At 65.0% G+C, this 16,556-nt stretch carries 13 protein-coding genes; 10 read left to right on the top strand and 3 right to left on the bottom strand.

Features of this window, described 5'->3' with window-relative positions; genetic code table 11:
- Nucleotides 1-11 precede the first annotated feature (11 nt).
- Nucleotides 12-980: a glycosyltransferase gene (locus tag J0M27_RS09140; protein ID WP_294990253.1), complete on the bottom strand. Its 969-nt coding sequence runs from the start codon at nt 978-980 to the stop codon at nt 12-14.
- 293 nt (nt 981-1,273) lie between these two features.
- On the opposite strand from J0M27_RS09140, the gene J0M27_RS09135 reads away from it, so the two are divergent.
- The 5 genes from J0M27_RS09135 to J0M27_RS09115 all read left to right on the top strand — a co-directional run bounded on the left by J0M27_RS09135 (nt 1,274) and on the right by J0M27_RS09115 (nt 6,169).
- Nucleotides 1,274-1,495, top strand: a complete 222-nt coding sequence (locus J0M27_RS09135) for a PP0621 family protein (protein ID WP_294990250.1) — start codon at nt 1,274-1,276, stop codon at nt 1,493-1,495.
- Nucleotides 1,492-3,078, top strand: a complete 1,587-nt coding sequence (locus J0M27_RS09130) for an ATP-binding protein (RefSeq protein WP_294990247.1) — start codon at nt 1,492-1,494, stop codon at nt 3,076-3,078. The genes J0M27_RS09135 and J0M27_RS09130 overlap by 4 nt, the downstream gene beginning before the upstream one ends.
- Nucleotides 3,069-4,439, top strand: coding sequence for a sigma-54 dependent transcriptional regulator (locus tag J0M27_RS09125; protein WP_294990244.1), 1,371 nt, complete (start codon nt 3,069-3,071; stop codon nt 4,437-4,439). The genes J0M27_RS09130 and J0M27_RS09125 overlap by 10 nt, the downstream gene beginning before the upstream one ends.
- Nucleotides 4,429-4,980, top strand: a complete 552-nt coding sequence (gene ampD / locus J0M27_RS09120) for a 1,6-anhydro-N-acetylmuramyl-L-alanine amidase AmpD (protein WP_294990241.1) — start codon at nt 4,429-4,431, stop codon at nt 4,978-4,980. The genes J0M27_RS09125 and ampD overlap by 11 nt, the downstream gene beginning before the upstream one ends.
- 595 nt (nt 4,981-5,575) lie before the next feature.
- The gene (locus J0M27_RS09115; RefSeq protein WP_294990239.1) at nt 5,576-6,169 is read left to right on the top strand and encodes a histone H1-like DNA-binding protein; all 594 of its coding nucleotides are present in this window, start codon (nt 5,576-5,578) and stop codon (nt 6,167-6,169) included.
- A 226-nt stretch (nt 6,170-6,395) separates the two neighbouring features.
- Here the strand turns inward: J0M27_RS09115 and J0M27_RS09110 are convergent, their stop codons facing one another.
- Nucleotides 6,396-7,559 carry a pyridoxal phosphate-dependent aminotransferase gene (locus tag J0M27_RS09110; RefSeq protein WP_294990236.1) on the bottom strand — a complete coding sequence of 388 codons (1,164 nt, stop codon included), beginning with the start codon at nt 7,557-7,559 and terminating at the stop codon, nt 6,396-6,398.
- Nucleotides 7,560-7,635: 76 nt separating this feature from the next.
- The gene (locus J0M27_RS09105; protein ID WP_294990233.1) at nt 7,636-9,468 is read right to left on the bottom strand and encodes a phosphoenolpyruvate carboxykinase (GTP); all 1,833 of its coding nucleotides are present in this window, start codon (nt 9,466-9,468) and stop codon (nt 7,636-7,638) included.
- 333 nt (nt 9,469-9,801) lie between these two features.
- Between J0M27_RS09105 and J0M27_RS09100 the strand changes: the two genes are divergently transcribed.
- The 5 genes from J0M27_RS09100 to J0M27_RS09080 all read left to right on the top strand — a co-directional run bounded on the left by J0M27_RS09100 (nt 9,802) and on the right by J0M27_RS09080 (nt 16,550).
- A complete protein-coding gene (locus J0M27_RS09100; RefSeq protein ID WP_294990230.1) occupies nt 9,802-12,078 on the top strand; it encodes an NADP-dependent malic enzyme in 2,277 nt (758 codons plus the stop codon).
- A 57-nt stretch (nt 12,079-12,135) separates the two neighbouring features.
- Nucleotides 12,136-13,272, top strand: a complete 1,137-nt coding sequence (locus J0M27_RS09095) for a patatin-like phospholipase family protein (protein WP_294990227.1) — start codon at nt 12,136-12,138, stop codon at nt 13,270-13,272.
- A 118-nt stretch (nt 13,273-13,390) separates the two neighbouring features.
- Nucleotides 13,391-14,347: a D-alanyl-D-alanine endopeptidase gene (gene pbpG / locus J0M27_RS09090; RefSeq protein ID WP_294990224.1), complete on the top strand. Its 957-nt coding sequence runs from the start codon at nt 13,391-13,393 to the stop codon at nt 14,345-14,347.
- Nucleotides 14,348-14,582: 235 nt separating this feature from the next.
- A complete protein-coding gene (gene hemC, locus J0M27_RS09085; protein WP_294990221.1) occupies nt 14,583-15,533 on the top strand; it encodes a hydroxymethylbilane synthase in 951 nt (316 codons plus the stop codon).
- 222 nt (nt 15,534-15,755) lie between these two features.
- Complete coding sequence (locus J0M27_RS09080) at nt 15,756-16,550, top strand: uroporphyrinogen-III synthase (RefSeq protein WP_294990218.1); 795 nt, start codon at nt 15,756-15,758, stop codon at nt 16,548-16,550.
- Nucleotides 16,551-16,556: the final 6 nt, after the last annotated feature.

The raw sequence follows: 16,556 nt of genomic DNA, 5'->3' as shown, positions 1-16,556 counted from the left end.
CGTCGTCACGGTCAGAGCTTCTTGAACAAGGTCGCAACCATCAGCCCCAGATTTCCCAGCCGGGTATGGTGATACACGCCGGAATGCCGGATGCCCCGCACGCGGGGCGCAAGGGATGCCTTCCTGGCGTGTACGAAGTGCGTCAGGATGCTCTTGTTCTCGGCCGACATGTGGTGTTGCAGGCGTTTCAGGGCAACGATGTTCCTGTCGTTCATGCCGGTGAAGCGACCGGCTAGCAGGCGTCGGGCGCGCGACAGGCGGGCGGGCCAGTCGGCGTTGGAGCCGACCAGATTGTTGGGGTGCTGCCGGTAGCCGATCTTTGGCACGGGATCGTAGAACGTGCGTCCGCCACAAGCTGTCACGATGAGATAGAGCCACCAGTCGTGCGTTTGGACATCGACCACGCCGGCCTCGGCGAGGAGGTTTCTGGCGGCCTGGTTGAACACCATGGTGTTGCCGCCGGCCACGCTTTGCACCAGCGCGTTGCGGAACGACAGCGGCCGCGAGAACAGCGGCGAGAACCCCATCGGCTGGCCGTCTTCGTCGATAAGGCGGGTACGGGCGCAGTAGAGGGCTGGTACGTTGTGCGGTATTCCCGTCAGCCAGGCCAGCGCCACGGCAAGCTTGTCGTCGTCCCAGACGTCGTCGTGGTCGGCGAAGGCGTAGTAGTCGGCCTGTATCGACAGGTCGCAGACAAGGGACAGGAAGTTCGCGCAGAAGCCCCGGCCCGGTCCGGTGCGGATGGCCAGCCGGCCCTCACCCCAGCGCCGGCGGTAGTCGCTGAGGATGGCCAGGGTGCCGTCGGTGGAATGGTCGTCCGAGGCCCAGACCCGCCAGTCGGTATGCGTCTGGGCGGTGATGGAATCGAGTTGCGGGGCCAGAAAGCGTTCTCCGTGGCAGGTGCCGAGGAGAATGGCAACGCTCGGAGACCGGCCATCGGCGGCGGCTTCCCTGGCTGCGGTGCTTGGGCGACGGGTCATCGGGTACCCATCGAGTTTGCGGGGTTTGCCATCAACGTCTGTGGATCCGAGTCATGAAGGACGAATTATATCGGGTGCCTTCCGGTTCGATGGCTGGAGGCCGGCTGCGATTCAATGTGGCGCTCAAGTCTTGCGGTACTATCTTCGCGGATTTGCGTACATGGGCACGTGCGAGTCGTGCCAATCGTTATGGAGCTTGTTTTTGACTGGACGTGGAGTGAAGGACCGGGAATCAGATTGCCTGCCGGGCGAGCTGTGGCGCTCTTGCCCGGCCGTTGGGGAGCGCTGAGGCAATGACCAAGTTCCTGCTCTTCGTGGCGGTGCTGGCGGTGGTCTACATGCTGCTGCGCGCATCGAAGCGGCCCAAGCCGCCGCCACCGCAGGGCAAGGGGGCCGAGGAGGCCATGGCGCAGTGCGCGCATTGCGGCGTGCACTTTCCATTGAACGAGGCGGTCGGGGAAGGCAATCGGGTCTTTTGCAGCGAGGACCACCGGCGCCTGGGCGCCAGAGAATGAACGGCGGGTTCCTGGCCTCGCAGGAAAACGACGCGATCGAATCCTTCTGGCGGTCGTTGCGGTATTTTTCGATCTATCGTCTGTCGATCGCGACGCTGTTCCTCTTCGCGGCGCTGTTCTTTGGCGATGCCATAAGCCTGGGTACCCAGGACCCACCGTTGTTCAACCGGGCTGCAGGTGTCTATCTGTTGTTGGCGGTGGTCCTGCTGGTCGCCTTGCGGCGGCGACCGCTGACGTTCAATCTCCAGTTGTCCGGGCAGGTAGTGGTGGACATCGTGGCGCTGACGGTGATGATGTTCGCCAGCGGCGGGCAGAAGAGCGGCATTGCCGCATTGCTGTTGGTGGTGGTGGCCGCCGCCGGTCTGGTGGGGCAGGGTCGGATGACTTTGTTCTACGCGGCGCTGGCCTCGGTGGCGATGTTGCTGGAGGAAAGCTGGCGCGCGTTGACCAGGGAGGCGGACCCGGCCGACTTCGTGCGTACCGGGATAATCTGCATCGCCTTCTTTGGTACCGCCATCATTGCCCGATTGCTGGCACGGCGCGTGGTGGCGAACGAGATGCTGGCGCGCGAGCGTGGGCGTGAACTCAACGACCAGTTGCGGATCAGCCAGCGGATCATCCAGGACATGGAGGATGGCGTGCTGGTGGTCGATGGCGACGGGCGGGTCAGTCTGTTCAATCCCCGCGCGGCGTTCCTGCTGGATTCCGCCGCAGCGGAACGGTCCGATCTTGCGGCGTTCTCCCGCGAGCTGGCGGACCGCTATCGGGACTGGAGCCGGCAGTCGCTGGAGGTGGTGGAAATGCTGCGACTGGCGGGCGGCCGCCTGTTGCGCGTGCGTTGCGTGCGCTCGGTGGATGCCGGCGGGCATGCGCTGGTCTACCTGGAGGACATGGAACGGGTTCAGGCCCAGGCGCAGCAGCTGAAGCTCGCCGCACTGGGCCGCCTTACGGCCAACATGGCGCACGAGATACGCAACCCGCTGGCGGCCATCAGCCATGCCGCGGAACTGCTGGCGGAGGTGGATGGCGATCCGCTTCATCAGCGCCTGGGGCGCATCATTCACGACAATACGCAACGCCTCAATCGGCTTGTGACGGAAGTGCTGGAACTGGGTCGCCGCGACCGGGCGCAGCCGGAGACTTTGCGCTGGCGCAAATTCCTGACCGGGTTCCTCGACGAACTGGCGTTGCACGATCCGACGGTTGATCGCCGCATCAGCGTCGGCGACGCGGATGTCGAACTGCGCTTCGACAGGGCGCACCTGTATCGGGTATTGTGGAACCTGCTGGGTAATGCCCTGCGGCATGCGAGCGAACGGGATGGCGCGGTGCGCATTGAGGCGCGGCCCGGGGCTGCGGCGCAGACGGTCGAGCTGCATGTCATCGACGACGGTCCGGGAATCGAGGAGGCGCAGCGCAACCAGGTGTTCGAGCCATTCTTCACCACCCATGGAGCCGGCACCGGACTGGGGCTTTATATTGCAAGGGAACTGTGCGAGGCGAGCGGGGCCAGCCTCGAATTGATCGAGGAGGGGCCCGGTGCCCATTTCCGGATTTCCGCCGTGGGAGCGCCATGTCGCTGAACAATGAACGCCGGTCGCGTGCTCGCGGCGAATCCCGACGCGTGCTGGTGGTCGACGACGAAGCCGATATCCGCGAACTGCTCGACCTCACCCTGGCGCGGATGGGGTTGCAGGCCGATTGCGCCGGTTCGCTGGCCGAGGCGCGGCGCTTCCTTGCCAGCCAGCGCTATCAGTTGTGCCTGACCGACATGCGGCTGCCCGATGGCGAAGGGCTGGAACTGGTGCGCCATATCGCGGACACCGTGGCCGATCTGCCGGTGGCCGTGATCACGGCGCACGGCAGTGCCGAGAACGCCGTTTCCGCGCTCAAGGCCGGCGCCTTCGATTACATCGCCAAGCCGGTGTCGCTCGAACAGTTGCGCATCATGGTCAAGTCGGCTCTCGACCTGCCCGGGCCGAGCCACGATGTGGAAGCTGGAGGCGAACCCGTCCTGCTCGGCGAGTCGCCGGCCATCGAACAAGTGCGCGCGCTGATCGACCGTGTCGCGCGCAGCCAGGCGCCGGTGCATATCACCGGAGAGTCGGGCAGCGGCAAGGAACTCGCGGCGCGACAGATCCATACCCTGGGCGCACGCCGCGATCGCGCCTTCGTGCCGGTCAATTGCGGCGCGATTCCGGAAAGCCTGATGGAAAGCGAGTTCTTCGGCTATCGAAAGGGAGCCTTCACGGGTGCCAACGATGATCGCCAGGGATTCTTTCAGGCGGCGGACGGCGGCACGTTGTTTCTCGACGAAGTGGCGGAATTGCCATTGACGATGCAGGTCAAGCTGCTGCGGGCGATCCAGGAAAAACGCGTGCGACAGGTTGGCGCGACCGCCGAGGAAGCAGTCGACGTGCGGGTTATCTGCGCCACTCACCAGGACCTCAAGGCGCTGGTAGAGCAGGGACGCTTCAGGCAGGACCTCTTCTACCGGCTGAACGTGATCGAGTTGCGGATGCCGGCGTTGCGCGAATGCCGCGAGGACATTCCGCTTCTGGCGCGCCACATCCTCGATCGCCTGGCGCGGGCGGCAGGCGTGCCGCCGCCGCCGCTCACGCCGGAAGCGTTGACCGCGTTGCAGCGCTATCCGTTTCCGGGCAACGTGCGCGAACTCGAGAATGTCCTTGAACGCTCCCTGGCGCTGTTGGTCGGCGAGCGAATCGACGCGGACGACCTCAACCTGGCGCCGTCCCAGTCGTCGGGCGTCGCCACCACCACCTCGGGCTCCCTGCAGGACCATCTCGACCAGGTCGAGCGCCAGGTGATCCTCGATGCCTTGCGACAGGCAAATCAGAACCGGACCGCCGCGGCGCGGCTGCTCGGGGTGACTTTCCGATCTTTGCGCTATCGCATGGCGCGGCTGGGCATGAATGAGCAGTGAAGCGGCGCCGGACCCGGAAGCCGGCTGGCTGCCCGGCGCGCGACGCCTGCCGTCGCCGAACTGCGACGAGCGGCCTCGGGGCGAGATCGTCCGCCTCGTCGTCATCCACGCGATCAGCCTGCCGCCGGACCAGTTCGGCGGGCCGGGGATCGCCGACCTGTTCACCAATTGCCTCGATCCGGCCGCGCACCCCTACTTCCGCGAGGTCCATGCGTTGCGGGTGTCGGCGCATTTCCTGATCCGCCGCGACGGGGAACTGATCCAGTTCGTGCCGTGCTCGATGCGGGCCTGGCACGCCGGCGAGTCGGCCTGGCGCGAGCGTGCCCGCTGCAATGACTTTTCCATCGGCATCGAGCTCGAAGGCTGCGACAGCACGCCTTTCACGGATGCCCAGTACCAGGCGCTGCAACGCCTGCTTGCCGAGCTTCGACGGCATCACGCGATCGAGGCGGTGGTCGGCCACAGCGACATCGCTCCCGGACGCAAGACCGATCCCGGTCCCCACTTCGATTGGCGACGCATACGCGACGTGGATGAATGACTGTCGCAACCCGGCAACGAATATTTTTGTTGCGCGACAGAAAACCCTTGCAGTCGAAAAATTCAACCACTACAATTAGTGCAGAAGTACCGATGACCTACTAGATATAGTAGGTCGCCGTGAAGCAGGGCAAGCAGCGTTTTTTTTGCCGCCCATGTTGAACGGACCATCGCTGGACAAGCGGGAGATCTGAATGCAGGAAGCCTCGGGCACCAATTGCATCGACCTCGACAGGGTCGCCCGGCCGGCATCGCCGATCCGCAGCGGATCGTCTTCCGCACCACTTCCCCGCTTCGCCTCTACTCCAGCCCATTGCTTCCGGCAGCGCCGTCACGGTCACGGCGAAAGGCTCCATCCGTCGTCCCGCTCTTGCGCCGCAGCTTGCATGCCGGCCTGGCGGCCTCGCCGGAGATATGATGATTGACTGTACGCGTGTTTGTCATGGTTCGTTTCAAAACGAAGTGATAGGCGGATAAACGTGAGGAATTCGTCGCTTTCGATCGTATCGGAGCGTTGGATAATCCGTGCTAGCCCAGACGGGTTGCAGTAGAAGTAGTGGTGGTTCTTTCCTGTTAATTTGTTAAGGAGGTTCAACATGGCTGATGAGAAGAAAGCCAAGAAGCCGGCCGCAAAGAAGGCTGCGGCTAAGCCCGCCGCTAAGAAGTCTGCGGCCCCGAAGAAGCCTGCTGCCAAGAAGCCGGCTGTAAAGAAGGCGGCTGCCAAGCCCGCTGCGAAGAAGGCTGCGCCGAAGAAGGCCGCTGCCAAGCCCGCTGCGAAGAAGGCTGCGCCGAAGAAGGCCGCTGCCAAGCCCGCCGCGAAGAAGGCTGCGCCGAAGAAGGCCGCTGCCAAACCCGCCGCGAAGAAGGCTGCTGCTCCGAAGAAGGCTGCTGCAAAGAAACCTGCCGCGAAGAAGGCCGCTGCTCCGAAGAAGGCTGCTGCCAAGAAGCCGGCTGCCAAGAAGCCGGCTGCGAAAAAGCCTGCTGCCAAGAAGCCTGCTGCGAAAAAGCCTGCGGCCAAGAAGCCGGCTGCCAAGCCTGCTGCCAAGCCTGCGGCAAAGAAGGCTGCACCGAAGAAGGCTGCTGCGAAGCCTGCGGCCGCTGCTGCACCTTCGACCGCTGCTGCACCCGGCATCAAGTCGTCGCTGAATCCCGCAGCGGCTTGGCCGTTTCCCACCGGTTCCCGTCCCTGACGGAATCATCGGGCTGCGATCAGTCCCCCGGGACTGATCGCGATGCCCAGTGGATTGCAAGCGCGTGCCGCAACCAGGCACGCGCTTTCTTTTTTGGGAAACCACTGATTTGCTTCGTTCGCGCTGAGCGTGTCGAAGCGGCAGCCGGTCAAGTCAAGGGCTGCAGCCGGTCGGCAAGCGTTCGGCTCGGGACGAAAGATTGCGCAGGATGCGGCTGGTCCAATAGCTACTGCCTGTTGCCGAGATGCCGTGCCATCCGGGCCAGCGCTTCCTCAATTGCATCGCGACTGACGGTATAGGCAAAGCGCATGTGGCTGCGCGGCGAATTGGTGCCGAAGTCGAGTCCCGGCGTGGCCGCCACGCCGGCTTCATCCAGCAGCTTGCCGCTCAGCGCGTCGCTGTCGGCGGACAGTGCGCTGCTGTCGGCATACACGTAGAAGGCGCCCTGCGGCTCACCTGCGATCCGGAAACCAAGCTGCCGCAGTCCAGGTAGCAGGATGTCGCGGCGGGCGCGAAATTCCTGGCGCCGGGCTTCCAGAATGGCCCGGGTTTCGGGAAGGAAGGCAGCCAGCGCGGCATGCTGGGCGACGGTCGATGGCGCGATGTAGAGGTTCTGCGCGAGCTTTTCGATCTCGCGCACGTAGCGTTGCGGAGCAACCAGCCAACCCAGGCGCCAGCCCGTCATGCCGAAGTACTTGGAAAAGCTGTTGATGACGAATATGTCCTCGCCAACGGCCAGTGCCGTCCGTGCGTCGATCCCGTAGGTCAGCCCATGGTAGATCTCGTCTACCAGCAAGTTGCCGCCCCGCGCCGCGACGATATTGGCCAGTTCGGCAAGGCGGTCCCGGTCGAGCAGGGTGCCGGTCGGGTTTGCGGGCGAGCCGACCAGCAGTCCGCGTGTTTTTTCGGTCCAGGCCGTCGCCACTTGCGCCGGCGTCGGCTGGTAGTTGCTTTCCGGGGTGACCGGCAGCGCGACGGGGGCGCCTTCAAGCAGGCGCACGAAATGCCGATTGCACGGGTAGCCGGGATCGGGCAGCAGCCACTCGTCGCCAGGGTTCACCAGGACACCCAGCGCCAGCAGCAGTGCCCCGGAAGCGCCCGCCGTGACGATGATTCGTTCCGGCGCAACATCGATGCCATGGCGTTCGGCGTAATGCGCGGCGATGGCCTCGCGCAGTTGCGGCAGGCCACGGGCCGCCGTGTAGTGCACATGCCCGCCAGAAATAAAGCAACGGGCGGCCTCGAGTATCGGTTCGGCGGTGGGGAAGTCGGGTTCGCCGACCTCAAGGTGGATGATCGAGCGGCCGGCGGCCTCCAGCGCCGCGGCCCGCGCCATGAGTTCCATGACGTGGAAGGGGGCGATCTGCGCCATGCGGGTCGCGATGTTCATCCGGTTCTCCAAAAAGCAGCGGCCGCCGTGCCTGGGGCAGGGCGGCCGAAACCAGCCGTGCGGCGAGCGCCGACTTTTAATCCACCATCGCCAGTTCGAAAAGTTCGCGCTTCAGGATCAGCGAGCGCGGCATGCGGCTCTTGAGCTTGTCGAACCACTCGGCGTGGAGCTTGAGTTCCTCGCGCCAGGCGTCGGTGTCCACCGCGGTGAGATGATCGAACTGCGCTCTGCTGAAATCCTCGCTGCCGCTCCAGTCGAGATCCTCGAAGCGCGGCACCCAGCCCAGAGCAGTCTGCTTCGCATCGGCCTTGCCGCTGCAACGGCCAACCATCCACTTCAGGACCCGCATGTTCTCGCCGAAGCCGGGCCACATGAAATTGCCCTCGGCATCCTGACGGAACCAGTTGACCGCGAAGATCCGCGGCGCGTGTTCGATCTGGTGCCCGATGCGCAGCCAGTGGTTGAAATAGTCGCCCATGTGATAGCCGCAGAACGGAAGCATGGCAAAGGGATCGCGGCGCACGACGCCCTGCGCGCCGGTAGAGGCGGCCGTGGTTTCCGAGCCGAGCGTGGCCGCCATATAAACGCCGTAGTTCCAGTTGTAGGCTTCAAATACCAGAGGCACTGTCGTAGACCTGCGGCCGCCAAAAACAAATGCGGAGATTGGCACACCCGCTGGGTTGTCCCAATCCGGGTCGATCACCGGGCATTGGCTGGCCGGCGCGGCAAAGCGTGAATTCGGGTGGGCCGCCTTGCGTCCGGTTTCCTTGCCGATTTCCGGCGTCCAGTCCTGGCCCTGCCAGTCGATGCAGTGCGCAGGTGGCACTTTGGTCATGCCTTCCCACCAAACGTCGCCATCGTCGGTCAGGGCGACGTTGGTGAAGATGATGTTTTCCTTCAAGGTCTCCATCGCGTTGAAGTTGGTCTTGTCGCTGGTGCCGGGAGCGACGCCAAAAAAGCCGGCCTCGGGATTGATTGCGTAGAGGCGCCCATCCTTGCCCGGCTTGATCCAGGCGATGTCATCACCGACCGTCGTCACCTTCCAGCCAGCGAGGCTTGCGGGCGGGATCAGCATGGCGAGGTTGGTTTTGCCGCAGGCCGACGGAAAGGCGGCGGCAATATAGGTTTTCTCGCCTTCGGGAGATTGAATGCCAAGAATCAACATGTGTTCGGCCAGCCAGCCTTCGTCGCGAGCCATGGTCGAGGCGATGCGCAGCGCGAAGCACTTCTTGCCCAGCAGCGCATTGCCGCCGTAGCCGGAGCCGAATGACCAGATCTCGCGCGTCTCGGGAAAATGGCAGATGTACTTGGTCTTGTTGCACGGCCATTTGACATCCGCCTGACCGGCTTCGAGCGGGTGGCCAACGCTGTGTACGCAGGGAACGAAGACGCCATCGCTGCCAAGTTGGTCCTGTACCGCACGGCCCATGCGGGCCATGATGCGCATACTGACCACGACGTAGGGACTGTCCGAAAGCTCGACACCGATATGGGCGATCGGCGAGCCGATCGGACCCATCGAGAACGGGATCACGTACATGGTGCGTCCGCGCATGCAGCCCTTGAACAGGCCGCGCAGGGTCTCCTTCATCTTGTCCGGATGCTCCCAATTGTTGTTGGGGCCGGCATCTTCAGAGTCCGAGGTGCAGACGTAAGTGCGGTCCTCGACACGGGCGACATCGGAAGGATCGGACAAGGCCAGGTAGGAGTTTTTGCGCTTGGCCGGGTTGAGCTTGATGACGCTGCCCGAGGCGACCATCTGCGCGAACAGGCGGTCTGCCTCCTCCTGCGAGCCGTCGCACCAGACAATGCTTGCTGGTTCCGCAAGGGCGGCGACCTCGGCAACCCAGGCCACCAGTTTGGCGTGCTTGACGTAGGCGGGGGCTTGATAGGGTTTGGGCTGGTTCATGACGCGATCTTCTCCATTCTGAATTGAACTCGCGCCGGCCGGCCGGGCGATCCGGGGGAGGGATCGGCGGGGCTTCCGGCAGTCCGCAACGGAGGGCAGGGTGGCCCATGTGGCGGAGCAAACATAAAGTCACATTATCCCACAATCGAAAGCGCCACGTTACGCGCTGGCGGCAGCAATCAGCCTTCAAGCCGCGCGGATGATGGGAATTTTCGCCCCGACGGCGAGCTACGGAATTGAATTGCGACGTGAAAGCGCCGGTTTGCCCAGGAGTCGGCGCTGACGACACGGCGCTAGAATCGGCCTACATTCAAAAGACCCTCAGGAGCAAACATGGACGAACGTCTCCGCGCCGCGGCGCTGGAATATCACCTCTACCCCCAGCCCGGCAAGATCGCGGTCACGCCGACCAAGGCCCTGACCAACCAGGCCGACCTTTCGCTCGCCTATTCCCCCGGCGTCGCGGCAGCCTGCGACGAAATCGTGCGCGACCCGTCCACTGCCGCGCTCTATACCTCGCGCGGCAATCTGGTCGCGGTGATCAGCAATGGCACGGCGGTGCTCGGGCTGGGCAACATCGGCCCGCTGGCCGGCAAGCCGGTGATGGAAGGCAAGGGCGTGCTGTTCAAGAAGTTCGCCGGCATCGACGTGTTCGACATCGAGGTAGCGGAGAACGATCCGGACAAGCTGGTGGACATCATCGCCTCGCTGGAGCCGACCTTCGGCGGCATCAATCTCGAAGACATCAAGGCGCCGGAGTGCTTCTACGTCGAATCCAAGCTGCGCGAGCGCATGAAGATTCCGGTCTTCCATGACGACCAGCACGGCACGGCCATCATCGCCGCCGCCGCGGTGCTCAACGGCCTGCGCGTGGTGAACAAGGACATCGCCAAGGTCAAGCTGGTCTGTTCCGGCGCCGGCGCCGCCGCGATCGCCTGCCTCGACCTGCTGGTCAGCCTGGGCCTCGATCCGAATAATGTCTACGCCGTCGACAGCAAGGGCGTGATCCACACCGGACGCGAGAATCTCGATCCGTCCAAGGCGCGCTACGCGCAGAAGACCGACGCGCGCAGCCTGGGCGACGCCATGCCCGATGCCGATGTCTTCATGGGCCTGTCCACGGCCGACGTGTTGAAGCCCGAGATGGTCAAGACCATGGCGCGCGACCCGATCATCCTCGCCATGGCCAATCCCGACCCCGAGATCCGGCCCGAGCAGGCCAAGGCCGTGCGGCCGGACGCGATCATCGGTACCGGCCGCTCGGACTATCCGAACCAGGTCAACAACGTGCTGTGCTTCCCCTTCATGTTCCGCGGCGCGCTCGACGTTGGCGCCACCACCATCAACGAGGCGATGAAGGTCGCCGCCGTGCGCGCCATTGCCGAACTGGCGCATGCCGAGCAGTCCGAGGTGGTCACCGCCGCCTATGGCACCGAGGATCTCGCCTTCGGCCCCGAATACCTGATCCCCAAGCCTTTCGATCCGCGCCTGATCATCAAGGTCGCGCCGGCCGTGGCCAAGGCGGCGATGGATTCCGGCGTTGCCACGCGTCCGATCGAGGACATGGAGCGCTATCGCGACAAGCTCAACGATTTCGTCTACCACACCGGCCTCCTGATGCGCCCGGTGTTCGCCACGGCCAAGAAGGCGCCGGCGCGCATCGTCTTCTGCGAAGGCGAGGACGAGCGCGTGCTGCGCGCCGCCCAGACCGTGGTCGACGAAGGGCTGGCGAAGCCGATCCTGATCGGGCGCCCCGAGGTGGTCGGCCAGCGCATCACGCGTTATGGCCTGCGCATCCGCGCCGGCGAGCATTTCGAGCTGGTCAATCCGGATTCCGATCCGCGCTACAAGGAGCTGTGGCAGGACTACTACGAGCTGACCTGCCGCAAGGGCGTCGGCATCGAATACGCCAAGCGCGAGATGCGCCGCCGCACCACGCTGATCGGCGCCATGCTGTTGCGCCACAACTACGCCGATGGCATCCTCTGCGGCACCTTCGGCAAGCACTCGCAGCACTTGCGCTATATCGAGGACGTGATCGGCCGCAAGCCGGGGATCGAGCATTTCTACGCCATGAACATGCTGGTGCTGCCCAAGCGCACGCTGTTCATCGGCGACACCTATATCAACTACGACCCGAGCGCCGAGCAGTTGGCGGAACTGACGCGCCTGGGCGCCGAGGAAGTGCGCCGCTTCGGCCTGACGCCGCGTGCCGCGCTGCTGTCGCATTCCAACTTCGGCGCCGAGGACACGCCGACCGCGATCAAGATGCGGCGTGCCCTGGAAATCCTGCGCAAGACAGCGCCGGAGCTCGAAGTCGATGGCGAGATGCACGGCGACACGGCGCTTTCGGCCGAGATCCGGCGCCAGGTTTTCCCCAACTCGACGCTGACGGGGCAGGCCAACCTGCTGATCATGCCGACGCTGGACGCGGCCAACATCGCCTTCAACCTGCTCAAGACCTCGGCCGGCGATGGCCTCACCGTCGGCCCGATGCTGCTCGGCGCGGCGCGCCCGGTGCATGTCCTGACGCCGACCGCGACCGTCCGCCGCATCGTCAACGTCACCGCCCTGCTCTCGGTTGAGGCGCAGACCCGGGGTTCGGCCTGAACATGTCGCGCTCCCGGCACCCGCGCGTCGGCGTCGGCGCCTGAAGGCGCGCGTCGGATGGACCAAACGCGCACCGCCCTGATCCTTACCGGGGGCGGTGCGCGGGCGGGCTACCAGGCCGGGGTGCTGAAGGCCATCCGCGAACTGCTTCCGGAACCGCGCCGCAATCCGTTTCCCATCCTCTGCGGCACATCGGCGGGCGCTATCAACGCGGCGTCGATGGCGGTCTGGGCCGAGGATTTCGGCGCCGGTGTGGACAATCTGCTGCAGGTCTGGGAAAACTTCAGCGCTTACCAGGTCTATCGGGCCGATCCGGCCGGCATCGGGCTTGCCGGTGCGCGCTGGTTGTCGACGCTGGCTCTGGGGTGGTTGACCCGCCGCGCGCCGCGCTCCTTGCTCGACAACTCGCCGCTGCGGCGCCTGCTGGGCGAAGGCCTCGACTTCGGCCGCATCGCGCAGGCCATCGAAAGCGGCGCCCTGCATTCGGTCAGCATCACCTGTTCCGGCTATTCCTCGGGACAGAGCGTGAGTTTTTTCCAGGGGCGCGCCGGCCTCGAAGGCTGGCGACGCAGCCAGCGCATCGGGGCGCCAGCCGCGATAACCCTCGATCACCTGATGGCGTCGAGCGCGATTCCCTTCATTTTTCCCGCCGTGCATCTCAATCGGGAGTGGTTCGGTGACGGCTCGATGCGCCAGGTGGCGCCGGTGTCGCCGGCGATCCACCTCGGCGCCGACAAGATCCTGGTAATTGGCGCCGGGCGCCTGGCCGACGAAAATGCGCGACCCGCGGGCAGGACCTACCCGTCGCTGGCCCAGATCGCCGGCCATGCTCTGTCCAGCATCTTTCTTGACAGCATGTCGGTCGATCTGGAGCGGATGAGCCGCATCAATCGCACCCTGGAACTGATTCCGGAAACGGTGCGGCGGGAAGGGGCGGTGGCGCTGCGTCCGATCGACGTGCTGGTCATCGCCCCGTCACAACGCCTCGACCACCTGGCGGCGCGTCATGCGCGTTCCCTGCCGTGGGCGGTGCGCATGCTGCTGCGCGGTATCGGCGCGATGAACCAGAACGGAGGCGCGCTGACCAGCTATTTGTTGTTCGAGCAAGCTTACACGCGTGCACTGATCGAGCTTGGCCATGCCGATACGATGGCGCGGCGCGACGAAGTGCTGCAATTTCTTGACATAACTTGATATTCAAGTTGAATCTCATGGCGCAAGCCCTTTATTTCGCACGGGAACTGTCGATACAACTTGTTGCGTAAGGGGTATCGTCTGCTACAATCGTTTCATTGCAGGGAGCGGCATTTCCATGAAAAAAGCATTGATGGTGGTGATTGCTGCGACGCTGGTCGGGATCGGCGCCACGCCTGTCGAGGCCGCGTCGACGGCGAAGAAGAAGCCTGTTGCAACCAAGAAGAAGGCGCAACGCGTGGCAGCGCAGTTCAAACCCGGCAAGCTGGCGCGGACCAAAGCGTCGCGCCAGGTGGAACCCAAGGGTGATCCGGGTCAACTGGCCCTGAATTCTTCCGCGGTGATGGTACAGGACCAGACCACGGGCGCGATACTGTTCCAGAAGAATCCGGATGCCGTCCTGCCCATCGCGTCGATCACCAAGCTGATGACGGCGATGGTCGTGCTGGATGCGAAGCCCGACCTCGCCGAAGTGCTGGCCATCGGCGACGAGGATGTCGATACCCTCAAGGGCACCCGCTCGCGACTCAAGATAGGTACCTTGCTGGCCCGCGAGGAAATGCTGCGCCTGGCCCTGATGTCTTCCGAAAACCGCGCCGCATCCGCCCTGTCGCGCCACTATCCGGGCGGGCGCGAGGCATTCGTCGCCGCGATGAACCAGAAGGCGCAGTCCCTGGGCCTGTCCGATACGCGTTTCCAGGATGCCACCGGACTGACGGCCGCCAACGTGTCGAGCCCGCGTGACCTCGCCAAACTGGTCGATGCCGCCCACCACTACCCGCTGATCCGCGAATTCTCGACGACTTCGGACGGCGAATTCATCATTGCCGGGCGCCAGCAGCAATTCCGCAATACCAATACCCTGGTCAAGAGCCCGACCTGGGATATCGGCCTGTCCAAGACCGGCTACATCAACGAAGCGGGAAAATGCCTGGTAATGCAAGCGTGGTTCAACAACAAGCCGATCATCATCGTGCTGCTCGATTCTTGGGGCAAGCTGACCCGCATCGGCGACGCCAACCGCATCAAGCGCTGGGTGGAGAGTGCATCGCTGGCAAGGCCGAGCGCCGGCTGATAGCCGCGGTCTTCGTTTCACGGCCGCCGGCGGGCGGCTTTTTCGTTCACGAAGGGCCGGGCCGCGACCACATCGACCCGGCAGGCAGCTGGCGACTGCCGCCCCGGGCGTGCCCGGAGCGTCCGGCTGGCTGCTAGAATCGCCCGCAAAATCATGCTGCTGCATGGGGCTGGCGCGGCCGGTTGGCGAGCGGTGCCCGGCAGCGCTTTTCCTTCCTGCATCCTTGGACCCTTCCGTGAATCCTGCCAATTCCTCTTCATCCGCGCCCCGGCGCATCGTCATCGCCACGCGCGAATCCCGCCTCGCCCTGTGGCAGGCCGAACACGTGCAGAGCCTGCTGCGCGCTTTGTATCCGGGCTGCGAGGTGGTGCTCAACGGCATGACCACGCGCGGCGACCAGATTCTTGACCGGCCCCTGTCCAAGGTGGGCGGCAAGGGCCTGTTCGTCAAGGAACTGGAAGCCGCGCTGCTGGACGGCTCGGCCGACCTGGCCGTGCATTCGATGAAGGACGTGCCGATGCAGATGGAACCGGAGTTCGCGCTGGTGGCCATCGGCCCGCGCGAGCTACCGCTCGATGCGCTGGTGTCGAGCAAGTATTCGAGCCTCGACGACATGCCGCCCGGCGCAGTGGTAGGCACCTCCAGCCTGCGCCGCGAAGCCCAGTTGCATGCGCGCCATCCCTACCTCGCCGTGACGCCATTGCGCGGCAACCTCGATACCCGCCTGCGCAAGCTCGACGAAGGCCAGTTCGACGCCATCATCCTCGCCGCCGCCGGCCTCAAGCGGCTCGGCCTCGGCCAGCGCATCCGTGCCGTGCTGGCGGCCGAGGATTCGCTGCCGGCCGCCGGGCAGGGGGCGCTGGGCATCGAGGCGCTGGCCTCGCGCGCCGACGTCGCGGCCTGGCTGGCGCCGCTCAACCATCCGCCGACCGCCGCCTGCGTGCGCGCCGAACGCGCCGTGTCGCGCGCGCTGGCCGGCAGTTGCGAAGTGCCGCTGGGCGCTTACGCGGAAATGCGGGAGGGCAGCGTTTTCCTGCGCGGTTTCGTCGCCTCGCCCGATGGCACGCGCATGGCCCACGCCGAACTGGTCGGCAGTGCCGCCGATCCCGAGGCGCTCGGACTGGCGCTGGCCAACGAACTGCGTCGCCAGGGGGCCGCCGAAATCCTCGCCGCGCTGGGCAGTTAATGTGAAACAACGCTGCCAACGAAGTCAGCGGCGATTTTCGAGCGGAGCGAGCTGGTTAATAGCCCCGCCCTGGGAAGGGGGCGCAGGCGGGGTTTCGCGAAGCACCGCTTCGCGCCGCCGACGCCGGCCAGCCATGCAGGGCTGGCCGTGGAACGGTGGTGGGGGGCCTTTAATTCGCCTTTCGCGTATTTCATCATCGGCGGGTGGATCCCGGCGCCATCCATGAGCGTTAGCGTGTCCTTGGCCGGTCGCCATGTCGTGGTCACGCGCCCGGCGGGTCAGGCGGCGCACTTCGCGACGGCGCTGGCCGATGCCGGTGCCGTGCCGGTGCTATATCCTGTGCTGGAGATCCGTGACATCGAGGACCAGGCGCCGCTGCTCGACGTGGCGATCCGGCTGGAGAGCTTCGACCTCGCGGTATTCGTCAGCCCCAATGCGATCGAACGCGCGCTGGCCGTCGTGCTGCGCCACCGCGCCTGGCCGCCAGGGCTGCGCGTTGCCGCGCTGGGCAAGAGCAGCGAGCGGGAACTGGCGCGACACGGCATCCGCGACGTCATGTCGCCGCCCCTGCGCTTCGACTCGGAAGCCCTGCTGGAACTGCCCGAACTGATCGACGTGCGCAGCCGTCGGGTGGTGGTCTTCCGCGGCGATGGCGGCCGCGAAGTGCTCGGTGACACATTGAAGGCGCGCGGCGCCAGCATCGAATACGTGACCTGCTACCACCGTGCCCGGCCGCAACTCGATCCGGCGCCCCTGCTCAGGCTGTGGGAGGAGGGTCGGCTCGACGCAGTAACGCTGACCAGCAGCGAAGGCCTGCGCAATTTTTTCGAGATGGTCGGTCGCCTCGGCCAGGCCTGGCTGAAGAAAACGCCGGCCTTCGTGCCGCACCTGCGCATCGCCGAACAGGCGCAGACGCTCGGCCTGACGCGGGTGATTACTACCGGTCCCGGCGATGACGGATTGATGGCCGGACTCATGCAATACTTCGCTTCCCATGGAAACTCCGATACAAACTGAGCAAGC

This window comes from Sulfuritalea sp., assembly GCF_017302275.1.
Classification (GTDB): domain Bacteria; phylum Pseudomonadota; class Gammaproteobacteria; order Burkholderiales; family Rhodocyclaceae; genus Sulfuritalea.
The sequence above is the reverse complement of the archived record's forward strand: the minus strand, read 5'-3'. Positions and strand labels throughout refer to the sequence as shown.